Here is a 19,318-nt window from a genome sequence, read left to right on the forward strand (position 1 = left end):
CAAGAGGCGGCCCGGCGCAGAAGCCTGCACGAGCGGCTTCCGCGACCGCCGCGGCTCCATCGCCTGCGGGCAGGCGCGATGCCGCACGCCGCACGCACGCCTGCCTGCCGTACGCCGCACGCACGCCTGCCTGCCGCCTGCTGTGCTGCCCGCCGTACGCCCGCCTGCCGTTCGCCCGCACGTGGCAGGCCCTGCTCCCGTACGCCGGCCTGCCCGCCGTCCGTCCTTCGCGCGCCAGGGCCCAGGCCCCGGGGACCCGCGCCCCGGGCGCCGTATCCCAGCCGCTGCATCCCGGGGTCACGGCTCTTGACGACGGTCGCGAGGCCTCCCCATACTGACGCCCAAATCGATTTGGCCAAATCGATTTGGCCCTCCGTTCGGGGCCGGATCGCGGCTGATGTCCGAGCGTTCCTCACGCCCGAATGGGAGCACCGACGTGTCCAGTCATCGCCAGCCCGCACCCGGAGCCGAACAACCCCCGACGCCGGAGCCGGTCACGCACGAAGCCGCCGCGCACCCAGCTGCGCCCGACACCGCGCACGGCCCCGGGCCCGACACCGGGCCCGACACCGGGCCCGACGCCGCCCACCCAGCTGTGCCCCCACCCGTGCACCCCGTCGACGAGTCGCGCCCCCTGGGGCGGATCCTCCTCTTCGGGATTCAGCACGTCCTCGTCATGGCCGCCACCCCCATCTCGGCGATCTTCCTGATGAGCGCCACCCTCCGGCTCGACGCCGGCCTGACCATCAACCTGCTCTCCGCGGCGTTCGTGCTCTCCGGCGTCGGGTCGCTGATCCAGTCGCTGGGGCCGTGGAAGTTCGGTCCCCGGCTGCCGTTCGTGATGCTGCCCGGCGGCGCACCGCTCATCCTGTTCATCGCCATCGCCGAGCAGCACGGTCTGCGCACCGCCACCGGCGCGGTCATTCTCACCGCGGCCTTCTACTTCGTCGTCCTGCCGGTCTTCTCGCGGCTGCTCAGGTTCTTCCCGGCCCTGGTCATCGGCACCATGATCGTCATCGTCGGGGTCAACCTCGTGAAGGTCGGCGCGGTCCTCGTCACCGGGAGGCCCGGCGAGCCGGGGTTCGCCGACCCGACGAACCTCGGGCTCGGCATGGCGACGATCGGCTTCACCGTCGTCTTCTACCTGCTGTTCACCGGCATCCTGCGGCAACTCGCCGTCATGCTCGGCCTGGTCGCCGGCACGGTGCTGGCCGGGCTGCTGGGCAGCATCGACCTCGGTCGCGCCGCCGGAGGCGGTCTGGTCAGCGTGCCGGAGCTGATGCCGTTCGGATCGCCCCAGTTCAGCCTGATCGCCGCGCTGCCGCTGATGCTCTACAGCCTGGCCTCCATGGCGGAGGCCACCGGCCAGACCGTCATCAACGCCGAGGTCGTCGGCAAGGAGATCGACACCCGCACCGACGTCCCCAAGACCGTCCGCGGTGACGCGCTGACCTCCCTCTTCGGCGGGTTCTTCGGGCTGCCGCTGATGGTGACCAGCGGCGAGAACATCGGGATCGTCCGGGTCACCGGCGTCCGCAGCCGCTACGTGACCGCCGCCGCCGGCGTGGTCCTCATCGTCATCGGGTTCCTCGCGCCGGTGACCCGAGCGATCAGCGTCGTCCCGTCCGCCGTGGTCGGCGGCACGGCGATGGTCGTCTTCGCCGTGATCACCGTGCTCGGTGTGCAGATGCTCGGCCGCTCCGACCTCGACCGGCACACCTCCACGTTCATCTGCGCCGTCGCCCTGGCGCTGGGCCTGCTGCCGATCCTCATCCCGGGCGTGTACGCCGGCTTCCCGCCGAACGTCCGCATCCTCCTCGAAAGCGGCGTCGCCGTCGGCGCGTTCGTCGCCGCCGTACTCAACATCCTCTTCCACCATGTCAGGCCGCGCATCGCCGCCCGGCTGACCACCTCACGCACGGAAAGCGACCGATGACCCAGCTCACCCGCGACCACCTCGACTCCTCCGGCCCGCTCCTCCTCGTACCCGATGCCGTACTGCTGCCGGAAGGGCCCGCCCACGGCCACGCGGTCGTCGTCGCCGACGGCTCCTTCCGGGCCGTCGGACCGGCCGGGGAACTGGCGCGTACGCACCCGCACCTCGACGCCGTCCCGCTGCCCGGCCATCTCCTGATGCCCGGCTTCGTCGACGCCCACCACCATCTGACCCAGAGCTTCGGCTCCGCGCTCGCCTTCGGTGAGCCCTCGGAGATCTTCCGCAGGGTCTGGGTTCCGCTGGAAGGGGCGCTGGACGAGGAATCGGCCTACGCGGCGGCCAAACTGGCGGCGTTGGAGGCCCTGCGCGGCGGCTTCACCACCGTCACCGACGCCGGTACGCGTGCCGATGTGGACGTCGACATCGTCGCGCAGGCCGCTCGTGACGCCGGAATCCGCTGCGTACTCGGTCTCGTGTGCAACGACGTCGCCGGCGACCCCGCGACCGCCGCCGAGGACCCCGCGAGCACCACCGCCGTCCTCGAAGGCGCCGAGAAACACCTCGCCCGGTACGACGGCGATCCGCTGATCCACGCCTCCCTCGCCGTCTCGATCCCCGAAGCGGCCACCTCGGCGACCCTGCACCGCACCGCACGTCTCGCCGCGGAAGCCGGCGCGGTCGTGCAGATCCACGTCAACGAGCACCTGGCAGGTGTCGAACGCTCCCTCGTACGGCACGGACTGCGCCCGCTCGAACACCTGCACAGGATCGGCGCGCTCGGCCCTCAACTGCTCGCCGCCCACGCCACCCTGCTCACCCCCCGCGAACTGACCCTGCTCGCCGACACCGGGACCGCCGTCAGCTACAACCCGGTGGCCAGCGCCTGGAAGGGCAACGCCGTCGCCCCGGCCACCGCCATGGCCGAACGCGGCATCCGCTTCGGGCTCGGCACGGACGGCACCCGCGGCGACGGGTTCCGGCTCGTGGACGCGGCCGAGTTCGCCCAGCGGATCGCCTACGGGCTGGCCACCGGGGACTCCTCGTGCGGCGCCGGCTGGACCTGGCTCGAGCACGCCACCGCGGGCGGCGCCGACGCGGTCGGCCTCGGAGCCCGCACGGGCACGGTCGCCGAGGGGCTGGCCGCCGACTTCCTCCTCGTCGACCTCACCACCCCCGAGCTCGCGCTCTCCCGGGACGTGCCGTGGGAGCTGGTGCGCCGGGGCAACCGCGACCAGATCACTGCCGTGTTCGTCGCCGGAGAGCTACGGCTGTGGCGCGGCCTGCCCGCCGGCTGGGACGGCCCCGCCTTCGTGCGGCACGCGGCCGAACTGGCCCGTACCGCCGTCGAGAAGGCGCCCATCACGCGGGTTCACCCCACGTCCACGACCGCACGGCAGGGGAGCACCGCACGGTGAGTACGGAAGCACTCGCGGTCCTCGCCGTCACGGTGGCCGTCGCCGCGTTCGTCCAGGGCAGCAGCGGTCTCGGCTTCGCCCTGATCGTCGCGCCCGTGGCCGGGATCCTCGATCCGGGGCTGCTCCCGGTGTTCGTCCTCGCGGCCATGATCCCGCTCAACCTGTACGTCGCCTGGCGCGAACGCGCCTCGATCGACCTGCGCGGCGCGGGCTGGATCACCGGGGCCCGGCTGGCCGCCACGCCCGCCGGGCTCGCGCTGCTCTGGCTGATCCCGGACCGCAGCATCGGCCTGTTCGTCGGCATCGCCACCGTGCTGGCCGCGGTGGTGAGCCTGGTCGCCCCCGCCTTCACCCCCGGCCGGGCGGCGTACCTCGGGGCGGGCGTGGTGACCGGACTCACCGAGACCGCGACCGGCGTCGGCGGCCCCCCGCTCGCGCTCGTCTACCAGCACCGGCCGCCCGCGGAACTGCGCTCGACCGTCGCCGCCTGCTTCCTCGTCGGGGAAGTGGCCTCGCTGGGGCTGCTGTTCGCGACGGGGGAGGGCGAGCCCGGGCACCTGGGTCTCGCGGCGGCGCTGCTGCCGGTGATCGCCGCGGGCGCGTGGCTGAGCCGGCTGGTGCACCACCGGCTGGACGCGCGCCGCATGCGGCTGTGCGTCCTCGTGTTCGCCCTGGTCTCCGGTCTGGTGCTCATGCTCGGGCTGTGACCCGGAGCGACGAGGCACGCGGAACGACCCGCGGCTCGGGCGCCGTCGCCACCGTGGCGGCGGCGCCCTCACCGCGCAGCCGGCCGAGCAGCAGCTCCACCGCGGCGGCCGCCGCACGGTCCAGATGAAGGTCCACGGCGGTCAGCGGCGGCTCGCAGGTGCGCGCACGCAGCCCGTCGTAGCGGGTGACGACCATGACGTCGCCCGGCACGGCCCGCCCGCTGTCCCGGATCGCCCGCACCGCGCCCACCGCGAACGCGTCCACCAGCGCGCAGACCGCGTCGGTCCCGGGGTGCTCGGCCAGCAGGGCGGCACAGCTCTCGTACCCGGCCTGCTCGCCGCCCGCCTCCGGGGCGCTCGCCACGACGGGCTCCCAGCCGTACCGCTCGGCGACCCGCTCGTACGCGGCGAGCGCGTCGACCGACGAGTGGCGTGATCCGGAGCCGACGATCAGCGCGGGCCGCCGGGCGCCCTGCTCGCGCAGATGCGCGAACAGCAGCTCGGCGACCGGCCCGCCGCGCAGATCGACGTACGGCGACGTGTCATCCGGCGACACCGGCCGGCCGAGCGACACATAGGGCAGGCCACGCTCCCTCAACTGCGCCGCGGCGGCGTCGTTCACGTCCGGCTCGACGACGATGGCGCCGTCGATGTCGACGGAGTACAGGGCGGACCCCGACCGCACGGGCGGTACGAGCACCAGCGCGTAGCCGTGCAGCAACGCGCTCTCCGCGGCGGCGGCGGCGATCTCCATGTAGAACCCGAGCCGCGACGGCCCACCGGCTACCGCGAACGGCATCGAGGAGGCGAGCGCGATGGCCTTCGCCTCACCCCTGCGCAGCCGCTGGGCCCGGAGGTTGGGCCGGTAGCCGAGCTCGGCGGCGACCCGTTTGATGCGCTCCCTGGTCCGCGGATCGACCTTGCCGATCCCGTTGAGGGCGTGGGAGACCGTCGTACGCGACACCTCGGCGAGCCGCGCGACATCGGCGATCGTCGGTGGCCGCGAGCCGGGACCGGGGGCTGGCATCGACGGGCACTCCTTGCGGGCTGAGGACGGGGCACCCCATCTTCGCCCACCGGACACCGCCACCGGCTCAAGCCTCCAGAAGCCTCAGCCCCACCACTCCGGCGACGATCGCCACGACACAGGCCAGCCGGGCCGCGGACGCGGCTTCGCCCTGGACGATGCCGGCGGTGACGACCCCCGCCGCGCCGATGCCGACCCAGACCGCGTAACCCGTGCCGACCGGCACCTCACGCAGGGCGAAGGCCAGCAGCACGAAGCTCAGCAGGGCGAAGGAGACGCCGATGACGCTGGGCCAGAGCCGGGTGAAGCCGTTCGATTCCTTCAGGGCCAGGGCCCAGACGATCTCCAGGAGACCGGCCGCCGTCAGGATCACCCAGGCCATCGCTCCTCCTCTCATCGATGTCACCGTTTTGCCGGTGGCCACGGCGGCGAACCGTCGCTCCCCTCCTGCTCCTCCACGTCGCCGTCCGGCGGGCCCACCGCGGTCAGGCGGTGTAGCCACCGTCGACCGCCAGCGAGGTCCCGGTGATCCACTGGGCGTCCGGACCTGCGAGGAAGGCCACGGCCTTCGCGGTGTCGGCCCCCGCGCCCAGAACCTTCGCCGCGGTCCTCAGACGCTCCTCCTCGGCCTCGTCCGTGCCGTCCGGGTTCATGTCGGTGACGGTGGGCCCGGGGTCCACGATGTTCGCGGTGATGCCCTTGGACGCCACGTCGTGGGCCAGGCCCTTGGTGAAGCCGATCAGCGCCGACTTGCTCATGGCGTACAGCGTCACGTCCGGCACCGGCACGCGGTTGGCCCAGCAGCTGCCGATGCTGATGACGCGGCCGCCGTGTCCCAGGTGGGGGATGGCCGCCTGGGTGGCCAGGAAGACGGCGCGCACGTGGACGGCCAGCGTGCGGTCGATCTCCTCCAGCGTCACGCCCCCGATCGGGCCGTAGGGGAAGACTCCGGCGTTGTTCACCAGGATGTCGAGCCGGCCGAGCTCCGCCGCGGTCCGCTCGACGGACCGGACGACGGCCGCCGGGTCCGCGCTGTCGGCCCGGATGGCCAAACCCTTGCGTCCGAGGGCCTCGATCGCCTTGACGACCTCCTGGGCCCTGTCGGCCGCGCTCACATAGGTCAGGGCGACGTCCGCGCCCTCCTCCGCCAGTCGGAGGGCGGTCGCGGCACCGATACCGCGGCTTCCTCCGGTCACCAGTGCCACCTTGCCCGCAAGCTGAGGCATCTTGCTCCCATCACGCTAGGATTGATATCTAGGTCGGACGATCCAGAAATACTAAACAGGCATGATGACCGGGGGTCAACCCAGCCCCGAGGAGGCAGACATGGCCGAAAGAGGCCGACCGCGCGCGTTCGACCGCGCCGCAGCGCTGCGGCGCGCGATGGAGACGTTCTGGGAGTTCGGGTACGAGGGCACGAAGCTCACGGACCTGACCGCCGCCATGGGCATCAACTCCGCCAGCCTGTACAACACATTCGGCTCGAAAGAGCAGTTGTTCCGCGAGGCCGTCTCGCTCTACGACCGCACCACGGGCTCGGCGACCAACCGGGCGCTGCGCGAGGCGCCGACGGCGCGGGCCGCGGTGGAGGCCATGCTGCGCGGCAACATCGACACCTTCACCGACCCGGGGACGCCCAGCGGCTGCATGATCGTGCTGTCGGCCACGAACTGCTCGTACCAGAACAAGCAGGTCGCCGAGCACCTGGCCCAGTGGCGGCGGACCTCGGTGGCGGAGCTGGAGCAGCGGCTGGAGCGGGCCGTCGGGGAGGGGGAGTTGGCGCCGGGGACGGACGTCCGCGCGATCGCCGCCTTCTACGCGACCATCCTGCACGGACTGTCGATCGAGGCCCGGGACGGCGTTCCCCTGGAACGGCTCCGCTCCACCGTGGACCACGCCGTGGCCCTGTGGGACTCCCTGGTGCGACAGCCGGCCGGACAGCACTGAGGGGCGCCCGGCCGCATCAGGGCCGGACGCCCCCTCGTACGCCGCGCGGGGTCACCCGCAGGCGGCTGTCCCTTCGACCGCCTTGGTGTAGGCGACGAGCAGCCTCTCGATGGCGGCCGGGTCGTCGACGCCCGAATCGCGGGTCTCGACCGCTACGTAGAGGTCCTGTTCCGGGTGCTCCGACGCCTTGCAGGAAGGGACGGTCTTGCCGACGCCGGCTCTATCGGTGTGGAGGAAGCGCTCGTCTTCCGAGAGGATCCCCTCGTCCGTGTTGGAGTATCCCTGCGAGATCGTTGCCGCGGTCTGCCCCTCAGACCACCAGGCCTGCGCGAGGCTGAGGACCAGTTTGCCGTCCACGGACAGGTTGCAGCGGATCGTTCCGCCGTTCGGTTTCTGGGTGGCCGTGGTGAGGGAGTCGCCGCCGGGCAGCGCGGCCTTCACCAGTGCGGGGTCCACGGCGACACCGCACAGCGACGTGGGCACGGTGTAGGCCTTCTTGGGCGGTTCGTCGCCGGAGCACGCCGACAGGGGGGCGGCGAGGGCGACGGCGGCCGACAGGGAGACGACCCTGCCGATGAACCGGTGACGCGGGAGAGACGCATGGGCAGACAACGGGAGAAGCCTTTCGAGGCGGAGGCGGAGGCGGGGTCGAGGCCGGGGCCGGCGGCGGGGTCGGAGTCGGAGTCGGAGGCGGGAGGGCACGGCGGGCGCGGCGGGCGAAGCCCCTGGATCTCCCGGGATCAAGTGATCGGTCCGCTTTCCTCGCGCCCTGCGGGGCCCGCCGGTACGCCCCGGCAGGCCCCGCAGGACAGCACGGGGGACCTCAGGCCGGGTGCCGGGCCTCCGGCCGCCCGCCATGAGGCGCCGCGACGCCCGGCCGCTCGGGCTCGGGCAGGACCCCGGCCCGGGGACACACGTGGAGGGCCGCCTCCTTGTGCGGCAGTCGCACCGTTCTCACCAGGGACATCCCGGCCCGCTCCATCACCCTGCGGCAGGCCAGGTTGCGTACGTCGGGCTCCGCGGCGACGCGTTGCGCCTCGGGGAAGCACCGGAACAGCGTCCGCACCAGGTCCGACACGAACACCGTGCCCAGGCCGCGCCCGGTCAGCGCCCGGTCGACGATCGCCAGGTGGAATCCCAGGTCGTGCCGGCTCCAGGACTGGAAGGGGGCGATGTTGGAGTGCAGCGGCCGGTAGACCTCGACGTAGGCGAACTGCCTGCCCTCGTACGTGATCAGGAACGGCCCGCCCGTCTCGCTCCCGTGCAGCCGGCGCAGCTCGTCACTCCAGCGCTCCGGTGGCCAGTCCTGGTGCCAGGTCTCCACCAGGTACTCCTGGCCCATCCAGCGGGACAGCAGACGGCCCTCCTCGGCGGTGCCGCTGAGCGGACGGGCGGCCCAGGGCGTGGGCAGCTCCAGTCGGTCGGCGATCACGGCTCTCCTCTCTCCTGTACGTGTGTGTGCTCCCTCGGCCTCCGTGCCGACCAGCCTTGATCAAGAGGAAGGACCCGTCAAGAAGCGGCCGGATCCGGTGTACCGGGCGGTGCGGTACCGGCGGCGTGGCGCTCGCCCCGCGGACTTCGGGCGTACCGCGAGGGGAGGGCGGGCGGTTCCGGAACGGGCGCGGCTACCATCCCCTGTGACCGAAACGACCGAAGCGACCGATCAGCCCGGGCGCCGCACCCCCATATTCGCCGACCTCACCCCGCTGCGACTCTCCCCCGACTACCGGCGGCTCTGGTTCGGGAACACCGTCTCCTGGATCGGCCAGGGCATGACGTCGCTGGCGGTCTCGCTCCAGGTCTACGACATCACCGGGTCCGCGTTCTCCGTGGGGCTCATCGGGTTCTGCTCGCTCGTGCCGCTGGTCGTCTTCGGGCTCTACGGCGGGGCCGTCGCGGACACCGTCGACCGGCGCAGGCTCGGCCTGTTCAGCGCCGCCGGGTCGTTTCTCCTGTCCGTCGTCCTGGTGGCGGCATCGGTCGCGGGCGTCGAACGGGTCGGACTGCTGTACGCGGTCGTCGCCCTCCAGGCCGTCTGCTTCGCCCTCAACGCACCGGCCCGCGCCTCGATGATGGCCCGGCTGCTGCCGGCCGAGCAGCTGCCCGCCGCCAACGCGCTGAACTCCATCACCAGCACGACGGGCATGCTCGTCGGGCCGATGCTGGGCGGTCTGATCGTCGGCTGGTGGGGCTACCGCTCCGCGTACACCGTGGACGCCGTCTGCTTCACCGCCTCCCTGTACGCGATGTGGCGGCTGCCCTCGATGCTGCCCGAGCGGCAGGACGGCGGCACCGGCAAGCGGGCCTCCGTCCTGGACGGGCTGCGTTTCCTCGGGACCCGGCCGAACCTGCGGATGACCTTCTTCACCGACCTGTGCGCGATGGTCCTCGCCCATCCCCGCGCCCTCTTCCCGGCCATCGCCGTCCTCTGGTACGGGGGTGACGCGCGGACCACCGGCATGCTCGTCGCCGCACCGGCCCTCGGCGCCCTGCTCGGCGGCGTGTTCTCCGGCTGGCTCGGCCGGATCCGACGGCACGGCCTCGCGGTCCTGCTGGCCGTGGGCTCGTGGGGCGTCGCCATCGCCGTCTTCGGGCTCACCCGCAACCTCTGGCTCGGGCTGCTGTTCCTGGCGCTCGCCGGATGCGCGGACACCATCTCCATGGTCTTCCGCAACACCATGCTCCAGGCGGCCGTGCCCGACGAGATGCGCGGTCGGCTCCAGGGAGTCTTCATCGTCGTCGTGGCGGGCGGCCCCCGCCTCGGGGACTTCCTGGCGGGCTCGGTCGCCGATCTCGCCACCCCCGCCGTCGCGATCACCGGCGGCGGCGTCCTGTGCGTGATCGGCGTGGCCCTGCTCGCGCTGAAATGGCGCGCCTTCGCCCGCTACGACGCCCACGACCCGCAGCCGTAGCCTGCGACCCGCAGCCCCGGCCCGCAGCCGTAGCCCCGGCCCGCAGCCGTAGCCCCGGCCCTGGCCGGAGGTCCGGGCGGCGCGCCCGCCCGCTCAGCTCACGATCGAGCGGGCGAACCCGAGCTCCAGGAGATCCTGCGGGCGCAGCCGCAGCTGGTCGGCGGTGGCGCCGGTCTTCGAAGGCGGCCGCTTGAGGATCGCGGCGGCCAGTTCCGGGGCGATGACGGAGAAGTAACTGTCCACCGTGACATGGGTGTTGTCCGGAGCCGCGAGAGCCAGCGCCCCGCCCGAGCCGCCCTCGCCGATCACCAGCGTCGTCACCGGCACCCGGGCCGCGGCGACGGCCGCGAAGGCGTCCGCGATGGCCGCGCCCGCGCCCGCCCGCTCCGCCTCCGCGTCGTTGGCCGCGCCCGGGGTGTCGACGAGGGTGAGGACGGGGACGCCGAGCCGGTCCGCCAGCCGGATGGTCCGGGCCGCCGCGCGGTAGCCGGCCGGTCGGGTCGGCGTCCCGCACTGGGCGACGTACGCGACGGGCAGCCCGTCCGCGCGCAGCCCGAAGCCGCACAGCAGCCCCGGGTCCGTACCGCCGCACCGGTCCCCGTGGAGCGGGAGCCGCACGGCGAAGTGGTCGTCGAGATACGCCTGCGCGCGGGGCCGCCGAGGATCCCGGGCCGCCGCCACAGCCTCCCGCCCGGTCTCCGGCAGCCGGCCCGCCGACAGTGCCCGGGGCAACGCGGCGGCGGGGAGCGCGCCGTGCGGGCCGAGCGCGCGCAGCCAGTGGGTCAGCGCCCCGGCCAGCTCGCCGGGCGGGACCACCGCGTCCACCTGGCCCGCCGCGAACTGTCCCTCGGCGCTGTACGCGTGGGGATCCGCGTCCGCCGGCCGCACCCGGGACCCGGCGAAGCCGACCTGCGCGCCCGGCAGCGCCAGCACCACATCGGCGCCCGCCCCCACCGTGGCCCAGCCGCCGCCGGTCGTCGGGTCGCGGACCACCGCGATCTGCGGGAGCCCGGCCGCGCGCAGCCGGGTGGAGGCGGCGGCCACCCGCTGGAGCTGGGTGAGCGCGACCATGCCCTCCTGCATCCGGCTGCCGCCGGTGGCGACGAGCGCGAGCAGGGGCAGCCGCCGGGTCAGCGCCAGCTCGTACGCCGCGGCCAGCCGGTCACCCGTCGGCCGTCCCAACGAGCCTCCCAGGAAACCGAATTCGAAGGCGAGCAGCACGCACGCGCGGTCGCCGACGACCCCGGTGCCGTACACCACGGACTCCTCCTCGCCGGTCCGTCTTCCGGCCCGCTCCCGCGACACGTCGTAACCGGCCCAGCCGAGCGGACCGTCCGGCGGCAGGGGGTGCGACGGCGGGCGGTGCTCGGTGAAGCCCGCCGCGCCGGTGAGCAGCGCGATCATCTCCCGGGCCGTCGCCCGGGCGGGGGAGTCAGCCGGCACGGAGCGACCTCTTCATGATCTTGCCCAGGTCGTTGCGGGGCAGGGCGTCCAGATAGTGCACGGTGCGCGGGCGCTTGTGCGGGGCCAGCTGGGCCGCCACATGGTCCGCCAGCTCCTCGGCGGCGGGCGGGGAGCCCGGATCGGCCGCGACCACCCAGGCCACGACCCGCTCGCCCAGGTCCGGGTCCTCCTCGCCCGTCACGGCCGCCTCCCGGACCCCGGGGTGCGCGAGCAGCACGTTCTCGATCTCGCCCGCACCGATCTTGTAGCCGCCGCTCTTGATCAGGTCGGTGGCCTTGCGCCCGACGATGGTCACGTACCCGTCCTCGTCGACGGTGCCGACGTCCCCGGTACGGAACCAGCCGTCCGCCGTGTGCGCGGCGGCGGTCGCGTCGGGCCGGTTGAGGTAGCCGGTGAAGAGGTTCGGGCCCCGGACCTGGATCTCACCGATCGCCCCGGGCTCGCCGAGCACCGTGCCGTCCTCCTCCGCCAGGCGCAGCTCCACCCCGGCGAGCGGCGGTCCCACCGTGCCGGGGCGCGGGGCGCCGTCCGCCCGGATCCCCGTGTTCATCAGGGTCTCCGTCATCCCGTACCGCTCGATCACCCGCCGCCCGGTCGCCGCCGCGATGCGCTCGTGGTCGTGCACGGGCAGCGCCGCGGAGCCGGAGACCAGCAGCCGGGCCCCGGCCAGCGCCCCGGCCAGCGCGTCCCGTCCGCCGCCGTCCACGGGGGAGCCGTGACCGCTCCCGCCCACCGGGGAACCGTGGCGCCCGCTCCCGCCCGCCGGGCCGTCCAGCACCTCCGCCAGCCGGTGGTACATCGTCGGCACCCCGAACAGCATGGTGCCGCCGGAGGCCAGCTCACGGGCCACGCCCTCGGGCGAGAACCTCCCCAGGTGGCGGACGGAGCCGCCGCGCCGCAGCGGGCCGAGGACGCCCAGGATCAGCCCGTGCACATGGAACAGCGGCAGCGCGTGGACCAGGACGTCGTCGCCGGTCCACCCCCAGGCGTCCTCCAGCGCGTCCAGCGACGCGGCGACCGCCCGCCGGGGCAGGACGGCGCCCTTGGGCGGGCCGGTGGTGCCGGAGGTGTAGACGATCAGGGCGGGGGCCTCGGCGTCCTCCTCGGCCGGAAGGCCGTCGCCCGCCGTGTCCTCGGGGTCCTCCTCGGCGGGAAGGGAGCCGCCCGCCGTGCCCTCCGCGAGAGCGCCTGCCGCCCGCGCGTCCACGGTCACGCGCCGCAGCTTCTCCAGCGCGGGCGGCAGCGAGTCGTCCGGTCCCGCGAGTACGGCCGTGGGCTCGCTGTCGGCCAGGATGTGCGCCAACTCGCGTTCGCCCGTGCGGGGGTTGAGCGGCACGGCAGGGACTCCGGCCCGCAGTGCCGCCACCACCGCGATCACCGTCTCCGCCGTCGGGGTGGCCCAGACGGCGACCCGGCCCGCGTCCGCGATGCGGGCGGCGAGCGCGTCGGAGGCGGCGGCGAGCCGGCCGTAGGTCAGGGACAGGTCACCGAAGCGGACGGCCTCCCGGGAGGCCGCCGGACCGGTGGAGGACTGAAGCGCGGGGAGAAGGAGGGTCACGCCGCGAAGCCTAGGGCTTTCGCCCGGACCCCGCCCGGACCCGGATGCCGATGAGGGCAGCGTCACCCCGGTCGGTTTCCGGACAGCTCGTCCCGCCCACCGCATCGCTGCACGGAGCACCCAATCGCAATTTTGACACGACCTTGACAAATTAATTTTGCGTTGCCAGCATGCAAAAAGCTTCCCTGTTAGGAGAGTTGGAGCGCTCTCTCCAAGAAAAAAGCTGCCTGCGCCCGTGCACCGGCGCAGTCGTCGCACGCCCGCACACCGCATGCCGTACGCCCCGCGCGCCGGGAGCCGTACGCCGCAAAGCGCGACAGCGCCTTGCCTGAGGGACCCCACGTACCGTCAGGAAGGAACGACCATGTCACCCGCACCCCCACGGTGGTCCGGATACGCCACCGCGCTCGCCGCACTGCTCGCGGCCACGCTCGCCGTCCCCGCCGCGGGACCGGCCCTCGCCGCCGACCCAGAGGCCCGCGCCCCGCGCGTCACGGCCGACATCCCCGCAGCCGACTACCAGCAGGTCCAACTCGCTCTGGGCGGGGCCGAGCTGGGCGAGGCCATGTCGCTCGCCGTGCTGCCGGACCGGTCCGTGCTGCACACCGCCCGCGACGGCACGGTCCGGCTGACCGATGCCGCCGGGGCGACGAGGACCGCCGGGAAGCTCAACGTCTACACCCACGACGAGGAGGGCCTCCAGGGCATCGCCGTCGACCCGGGCTTCTCGACGAACCGCTTCGTCTACCTCTACTACTCGCCGGTCCTGAACACCCCGCCCGGCGACGCCCCCACCACCGGCTCCGCCGCCGACTTCGAGGCGTGGAAAGGGCATCTGAACCTCTCCCGCTTCGTCCTCAGGGCCGACGGCACCCTCGACACCGCCGGCGAGAAGGTCGTCCTGGAAGTCGCGAGCGACCGGGGCCAGTGCTGCCACGTCGGCGGGGACATCGACTTCGACGCCGCCGGGAACCTCTACCTCACCACCGGCGACGACACCAACCCCTTCGAGTCGGCCGGCTACGCCCCCATCGACGAACGCACCAACCGCAACCCGCAGTTCGACGCCCAGCGGTCCTCGGGCAACACCAACGACCTGCGCGGCAAGCTGTTGCGGATCAAGCCCACGGCGGAGGGCGGCTACACGATCCCGGCGGGCAACCTCTTCGCCCCCGGCACCGCGAAGACCCGCCCCGAGATCTACGCGATGGGCTTCCGCAACCCGTTCCGGATGTCCGTCGACAAGAAGTCCGGAGCCGTCCACATCGGCGACTACGGCCCCGACGCGGGCGGCACCGACCCGAACCGGGGCCCCAGCGGCCAGGTCGAGTTCAACCGGGTCACCCGGCCCGGCAACTTCGGCTGGCCGTACTGCACGGGCACCAACACGCCCACGGAGACGTACGGCGAGTACACCTTCCCCAGTGGTCCGTCGGCCGGGAAGTACACCTGCGCCTCCGGCCCGGCCAACAACTCCTTCCGCAACACCGGCCAGGCCACGCTGCCCCCGGCGCAGCCCGCCTGGATCCGGTACGCCGGTGACGCCGGCTCCCCGCCGGAATTCGGCGGCGGCTCGGAGTCCCCGATGGCCGGACCCGTATACGACTTCGACGCGAACCTCGACTCGGCGGTGAAGTTCCCCGCCTCCCTCGACGGCCGCTTCTTCGCCACCGAGTACGGCCGCAAGTGGATCAAGCCGGTCGAGGTGAAGGCCGACGGATCACCCGGGACCATCGACACCTTCCCGTGGACCGGCACCCAGGTGATGGACTCCGCGTTCGGACCCGACGGCGCGCTGTACGTCCTCGACTACGGCACCGGCGCGAACAACCAGGCCCTGTACCGCGTCGAGCACCTCGCGGGCAGCAACCGCTCCCCGGTCGCCAGGGCCGCCGCCGACCGGACCTCCGGGCCCACCCCGCTCGCCGTCTCCTTCTCCTCGGCCGGCAGCGCCGACCCCGAGGGCGGAAACCTCACCTACGCCTGGGACTTCGGCGACGGAGCCACCTCCACCGCCGCCACCCCCAGCCACACCTACACCACCGCCGGGACCTTCAACCCGACCCTGACCGTCACCGACCCCGAAGGACTCACCGGCTCCGCGAGCCTGGTCGTGACGGCGGGCAACAGCGCGCCCACCGTCACCCTCGACACCCCTGCGGACGGCTCGCTGTTCTCCTTCGGCGACTCCGTCCCCTTCACCGTGAGCGTCAGCGACCCCGAGGACGGCACGATCGACTGCTCCAAGGTCAAGGTCACCTACCTCCTCGGCCATGACAGCCACCGCCACCAGATCACCTCGAAGAACGGCTGCTCCGGCACCATCGACGTCCCCGTCGACGGGGAGCACGACACCGCCGCCAACATCTACGGGGTCTTCGACGCCGAGTACACCGACGCGGGCGGGCTCACCACGCACAGCGACTCCGTCCTCCAGCCCCGCCACCGCCAGGGCGAGCACTTCGCCGCCCAGAACGGCGTCCAGGTCGCCCCGCACGGCCCCGCCGAGGGCGGTGCGACCGTCGGCTACACGGACAACGGCGACTGGGTCTCCTTCAAGCCGTATGTCCTGTCCCACGCCACCTCCATCACCGCACGGGTCGCCTCCGGCGGCGCGGGCGGCACCCTGGAGGTGCGGGCCGGCTCCGCCACCGGCACGCTCCTGTCCACCCTCACCGTCGCCCCGACCGGCGGCTGGGAGAACTTCGTGAACGTCACGGCGGACGTGAACAACGCCCCCGCCACCACCACCGAACTGTTCTTCGTCTTCAAGGGCCCGACGGGCCAGGGCAGCCTCTTCGACCTGGACGCCTTCACGTTCGACACGCAGGGAGCGCAGGTGGACCACCGATGAGACGATCCCGAGTCCGCCGCCTCGCCTGCGCCGTGGCCCTCACCCTCGGAGCTGCCTTCCTGAGCCCCGGGGTGCAGAGCGCGGCGGCAGCCGACCCGTACCAGGTCCTGGTCTTCTCCAAGACCGCCGGATTCCGCCACGACTCCATCCCGGCGGGCATCACCGCCCTCCAACAGCTCGGCACGGCGCACGAGTTCACCGTGACCGCCACCGAGGACGCGACCGCCTTCACCCCGGCGAACCTCGCCGCGTACGAGGCCGTCGTCTTCCTCTCCACCACCGGCGACGTCCTGGACGACACCCAGCAGAGCGCCCTCAAGGGGTACGTCGACGGCGGCGGCGGATTCGTCGGCGTGCACGCGGCCGCCGACACCGAATACGACTGGCCGGAGTACGAGGACCTCGTCGGCGCCCGGTTCCGGAGCCACCCGGCGATCCAGGAGGCCCGCCTCACCACCGAGGACCACGTCCACCCGGCGACCGCGCACCTGGACGACACCTGGACGCGGACCGACGAGTGGTACAACTACCGCTCCAACCCCCGCTCGGACGTCCACGTACTCCAGTCCCTGGACGAATCCAGCTACAGCGGCGGCGAGATGGGCGGCGACCACCCCATCACCTGGTGCCACCCGCAGCAGGAGGGCCGCTCCTTCTACACCGGACTCGGCCACACCATCGAGTCCTTCGCCGACCCCGACTTCCGCCAACTCCTCCTGGGCGGAGTCCAGTACGCGGCCGGAGCCGTCGAGGCCGACTGCGGCGCGGGCGGTCCGGGCCCGGGAGGCGACAGCGCCGAGGCGGAGGCGTACACCTCCTCCTCCGGCGTCCAGAGCGCCGCCCACGGCTCGGCGAGCGGGGGAGCCACCCTCGGCCACATCGACCACGGCGACTGGGCGGGCTACTCCTCCCTCGACACCGCCGGGGCCACCGCCCTCACCGCCCGGGTCTCCTCGGCCGGCGCGGGCGGCACGATCGAGGTCCGCTCCGGCTCCGCCACCGGGCCGCTCCTCGGCTCGGCGGACGTCGCACCGACCGGCGGCTGGGAGACCTTCACCGAGGTCACCACCACCCTGACCGCCGGGACGGGCCCGCTGTTCCTGCGGTTCACCGGGGGAGCGGGCGCCCTCTTCGACGTCGACCGCATCACCCTGACCCGCGCCCCGGCCACCGAGGACGAGGGCTCGTCCAACGTGCACCTCTTCTACTATCCCTGGTACGGCACCCCCGACGGCTCGGGGAGCTGGCGGCACTGGCAGCAGGGCGGGCACACCCCGCCGGACGCCATCGGCGCCGACCTCTACCCGAAGCTCGGCCCGTACGACTCCGGGGACATCGCCGGAGCCGTCGGCCAGCACATGAAGTGGGTCCAGCGGTCCGGCGCGGGCGTCATCGTCTACAGCTGGTGGGGGCAAGGGGGGTACGAGGACTCCCTCGCCGGTGACGTCATGGACGCCGCCGCCCGCCACGGCATCGAGGTCGCCTGGCACATCGAGCCCTACGGGGGGCGCACCGCCGCGTCCGTCGTCGACGACATCGCCTATCTGGAAGGGAAGTTCGGCGACCACCCCGCCTTCTACCGGGACGCGGCGAACGGCGACCGCAACGCCTACTACGTCTTCGAGAGCCTGAGGATCCAGGACTGGTCGGCGCTGGACGCCGTCGAGGACACCGCCATCGTCCTCGCCCAGACCACCGACACCAGCAAGGTCGACCACTTCGGCGGGATCTACACCTACGACGGCATCGCCGGGGCCACCGCCCCCGGCTGGAAGACCGCGGGCGACTACGCCAAGGCCAACGGACTCGTCTGGGCCCCCTCGGTCGCCCCCGGCTACCTCGACGACCGGGCCGTCCCCGGCAACACCACCCCCACCCTGGACCGCGAGGACGGCGCCTCCTACGACCTGGAGTGGAACAACGCCCTCGACCCGGCCATCGGCGGCGACCCCACCTGGGTCTCCGTCACCTCGTTCAACGAGTGGCACGAGGGCAGCTCCATCGAACCGGCCTCCTCCACCCCGCCCCCCGGCCACGGCTACGAGACCTACGAGGGGGCGTACGGCAGGACCGGGGAGGCCGCCGAGACGGCCTACCTCGACCGGACCGCGTACTGGGCGGACCGGTTCGAACAGCAGCTCCGCAAGCGCGGCTAGCCGCGCCGGAGCCCGCACACGGACGGCCGCGTTCCGGCGGGAACGCGGCCGTTCCTCCGTGCCCGGGGGCCTCACTCGTCGCGCCGGACGGTCCGCATCCGCCCGTACGCGTACACGCACCCCGCCAGCGCCAGATCGGACAGCAGCATGAAGCCGATCGCGTAACTGTCCTTGGCGCTGTAGATCGCACCCATCACCAGCGGCGGCACGAAGCCGCCCAGCCCGCCCATCGCCCCGACGATGCCCGTCACACTGCCCACCTTCGGCTGCGGTGTCACCTGCGAGACCAGGGCGAAGACACTGCCGCTCGCGGTGCCGAGCCCGGCAGCCATGGTCAGCAGCGCGATCGTGCCGACCGGGTTCAGCGGCGGCTCGAAGGCCTGCACGATCGCCATCAGCGCGGCCAGCAGCAGGGCCACCGAGGTCACCAGCGCCGGGTGCGCCCGGTCCGAGAGCCAACCGCCGATCGGCCGGAAGACCACCGTGACCAGGGCGAACCCGGCCGCCTTGGTGCCCGCCTCGGTCGGCGACATCTCGTACCAGGTCTTCAGATACGTCGGCAGATACACCCCGAACGCCACGATGCCGCCGAAGCCGATCGCGTACAGCGCCGACAGCTCCCACGTCACCCGCAGCTTGCCTGCCTCACCGAGCCGGTGCGTCAGCGTGTCCGTGGGGACCTTCCGGCCGGGGTGGTCGCTGACCAGGACGGCCGCCAGCAGCGCGTACACCACCAGCGCCCCCGCGACCACGAGGAACGGCAGGTTGTCGCCGTGCTTCGTGATGCGCGGGGTGAAGTAGCCCGACAGCGCCACCCCGCCCATGCCCATCCCGAACACCCCCAGGGCGAAGCCCCGTTTCGCGGGCGGGAACCACGAGTTGACCAGCGGGACGCCGATCGCGAACGTCGTCCCGCCGAGCCCCAGCAGGAACCCGACCGCGAGCATCGCCCCGTAGGAGTTCTTCGCCGGGATCAGCAGCAGCACCGGCACGATCGTCAGCGCCGAGATCAGCGGGAACATCAGCTTCGCGCCGTACTTGTCCGTCAGCGCCCCCACCGGGATCCGGCCCAGCGACCCCACGAGCACCGGCACGGCCACCAGGAAGGACTGCTGGAAGGAGCTGAGCCCCAGCCGGTCCTTGTAGTCCCCGGACATCGGCGCGATCAGGTTCCACGCCCAGAAGGTCAGCGCGAAGCCGACCGTCGCCAGGACGAGATTGCGGTACGCGGCCGCGGGCGGTGCGGCTGCCGCCGGGGCGGGCGGCTCGGGGGACTGCTTGACGGAGGTGTCCACACGAGCCAGTCAAGGGCGCGGGGCGCCGCACGGCCCGCCGGACTGCG

15 protein-coding genes are annotated in these 19,318 nt (G+C 73.0%); 7 read left to right on the forward strand and 8 right to left on the reverse strand.

Going from position 1 to position 19,318, the window contains the following annotated elements; all coding sequences use genetic code 11:
* Positions 1-595 precede the first annotated feature (595 nt).
* Genes ACIRJT_RS22825 through ACIRJT_RS22835 form a run of 3 tightly spaced genes read left to right on the forward strand, consistent with a single transcriptional unit; the run spans position 596 to position 4,058 of the window.
* Positions 596-1,936, forward strand: coding sequence for a uracil-xanthine permease family protein (locus ACIRJT_RS22825; RefSeq protein WP_403912048.1), 1,341 nt, complete (start codon positions 596-598; stop codon positions 1,934-1,936).
* Entirely contained in the window at positions 1,933-3,351 is a 1,419-nt protein-coding gene (locus tag ACIRJT_RS22830; RefSeq protein ID WP_403911838.1) for an amidohydrolase family protein, read from the forward strand. The genes ACIRJT_RS22825 and ACIRJT_RS22830 overlap by 4 nt, the downstream gene beginning before the upstream one ends.
* A complete protein-coding gene (locus tag ACIRJT_RS22835) occupies positions 3,348-4,058 on the forward strand; it encodes a TSUP family transporter (protein ID WP_403911841.1) in 711 nt (236 codons plus the stop codon). The genes ACIRJT_RS22830 and ACIRJT_RS22835 overlap by 4 nt, the downstream gene beginning before the upstream one ends.
* Here the strand turns inward: ACIRJT_RS22835 and ACIRJT_RS22840 are convergent.
* The 3 genes from ACIRJT_RS22840 to ACIRJT_RS22850 form a co-directional block, all read right to left on the reverse strand.
* Entirely contained in the window at positions 4,042-5,085 is a 1,044-nt protein-coding gene (locus ACIRJT_RS22840) for a substrate-binding domain-containing protein (protein ID WP_403911843.1), read from the reverse strand. The two genes, ACIRJT_RS22835 and ACIRJT_RS22840, sit on opposite strands and share 17 nt — an antisense overlap.
* A gap of 67 nt (positions 5,086-5,152) precedes the next feature.
* Positions 5,153-5,467 (reverse strand): DMT family transporter, encoded by a 315-nt coding sequence (locus ACIRJT_RS22845; protein WP_403911846.1) that lies wholly within the window; start codon positions 5,465-5,467, stop codon positions 5,153-5,155.
* 103 nt (positions 5,468-5,570) lie between these two features.
* Entirely contained in the window at positions 5,571-6,311 is a 741-nt protein-coding gene (locus tag ACIRJT_RS22850) for an SDR family NAD(P)-dependent oxidoreductase (RefSeq protein WP_403911849.1), read from the reverse strand.
* 100 nt (positions 6,312-6,411) lie between these two features.
* On the opposite strand from ACIRJT_RS22850, the gene ACIRJT_RS22855 reads away from it, so the two are divergent.
* Positions 6,412-7,032: a TetR/AcrR family transcriptional regulator gene (locus ACIRJT_RS22855; protein WP_403911852.1), complete on the forward strand. Its 621-nt coding sequence runs from the start codon at positions 6,412-6,414 to the stop codon at positions 7,030-7,032.
* 51 nt (positions 7,033-7,083) lie between these two features.
* Here the strand turns inward: ACIRJT_RS22855 and ACIRJT_RS22860 are convergent, their stop codons facing one another.
* Together ACIRJT_RS22860 and ACIRJT_RS22865 are read right to left on the reverse strand one after the other, a co-directional pair.
* Entirely contained in the window at positions 7,084-7,644 is a 561-nt protein-coding gene (locus ACIRJT_RS22860) for a hypothetical protein (protein ID WP_403911855.1), read from the reverse strand.
* A 211-nt stretch (positions 7,645-7,855) separates the two neighbouring features.
* Positions 7,856-8,464 (reverse strand): GNAT family N-acetyltransferase, encoded by a 609-nt coding sequence (locus tag ACIRJT_RS22865; protein ID WP_403911858.1) that lies wholly within the window; start codon positions 8,462-8,464, stop codon positions 7,856-7,858.
* Between the two features lie 205 nt (positions 8,465-8,669).
* Here ACIRJT_RS22865 and ACIRJT_RS22870 point away from each other — a divergent pair, with 205 nt between their 5' ends.
* Positions 8,670-9,944, forward strand: a complete 1,275-nt coding sequence (locus ACIRJT_RS22870) for an MFS transporter (protein WP_403911860.1) — start codon at positions 8,670-8,672, stop codon at positions 9,942-9,944.
* Positions 9,945-10,037: 93 nt separating this feature from the next.
* Here ACIRJT_RS22870 and ACIRJT_RS22875 read toward each other — a convergent pair whose 3' ends face one another.
* Positions 10,038-11,387: a carboxyl transferase domain-containing protein gene (locus ACIRJT_RS22875; protein ID WP_403911862.1), complete on the reverse strand. Its 1,350-nt coding sequence runs from the start codon at positions 11,385-11,387 to the stop codon at positions 10,038-10,040.
* On the reverse strand, positions 11,377-12,966 hold the full coding sequence (locus ACIRJT_RS22880; RefSeq protein ID WP_403911865.1) for an acyl-CoA synthetase: 1,590 nt from the start codon (positions 12,964-12,966) through the stop codon (positions 11,377-11,379). The genes ACIRJT_RS22875 and ACIRJT_RS22880 overlap by 11 nt, the downstream gene beginning before the upstream one ends.
* A gap of 364 nt (positions 12,967-13,330) precedes the next feature.
* Between ACIRJT_RS22880 and ACIRJT_RS22885 the strand changes: the two genes are divergently transcribed.
* A complete protein-coding gene (locus ACIRJT_RS22885) occupies positions 13,331-15,820 on the forward strand; it encodes a PQQ-dependent sugar dehydrogenase (protein ID WP_403911868.1) in 2,490 nt (829 codons plus the stop codon).
* Positions 15,817-17,976 carry a ThuA domain-containing protein gene (locus tag ACIRJT_RS22890; protein WP_403911870.1) on the forward strand — a complete coding sequence of 720 codons (2,160 nt, stop codon included), beginning with the start codon at positions 15,817-15,819 and terminating at the stop codon, positions 17,974-17,976. Before ACIRJT_RS22885 ends, ACIRJT_RS22890 begins: the two co-directional genes overlap by 4 nt.
* Positions 17,977-18,047: 71 nt before the next feature.
* Here the strand turns inward: ACIRJT_RS22890 and ACIRJT_RS22895 are convergent, their stop codons facing one another.
* On the reverse strand, positions 18,048-19,271 hold the full coding sequence (locus ACIRJT_RS22895) for a nitrate/nitrite transporter (RefSeq protein WP_403911873.1): 1,224 nt from the start codon (positions 19,269-19,271) through the stop codon (positions 18,048-18,050).
* Positions 19,272-19,318 lie beyond the last annotated feature (47 nt).

It is taken from the genome of Streptomyces sp. NPDC102283 (assembly GCF_044766265.1).
In the GTDB taxonomy this organism is placed as follows: Bacteria; Actinomycetota; Actinomycetes; order Streptomycetales; family Streptomycetaceae; genus Streptomyces.

Bases quoted from the DNA above. Each gene is read 5' to 3' on its own strand.
- ACIRJT_RS22830 (WP_403911838.1), top strand. From the start codon at position 1,933: ATGACCCAGCTCACCCGCGACCACCTCGACTCCTCCGGCCCGCTCCTC.
- ACIRJT_RS22850 (WP_403911849.1), bottom strand. From the start codon at position 6,311: ATGCCTCAGCTTGCGGGCAAGGTGGCACTGGTGACCGGAGGAAGCCGC.
- ACIRJT_RS22885 (WP_403911868.1), top strand. From the start codon at position 13,331: ATGTCACCCGCACCCCCACGGTGGTCCGGATACGCCACCGCGCTCGCC.
- ACIRJT_RS22840 (WP_403911843.1), bottom strand. From the start codon at position 5,085: ATGCCAGCCCCCGGTCCCGGCTCGCGGCCACCGACGATCGCCGATGTC.
- ACIRJT_RS22890 (WP_403911870.1), top strand. From the start codon at position 15,817: ATGAGACGATCCCGAGTCCGCCGCCTCGCCTGCGCCGTGGCCCTCACC.
- ACIRJT_RS22845 (WP_403911846.1), bottom strand. From the start codon at position 5,467: ATGGCCTGGGTGATCCTGACGGCGGCCGGTCTCCTGGAGATCGTCTGG.
- ACIRJT_RS22855 (WP_403911852.1), top strand. From the start codon at position 6,412: ATGGCCGAAAGAGGCCGACCGCGCGCGTTCGACCGCGCCGCAGCGCTG.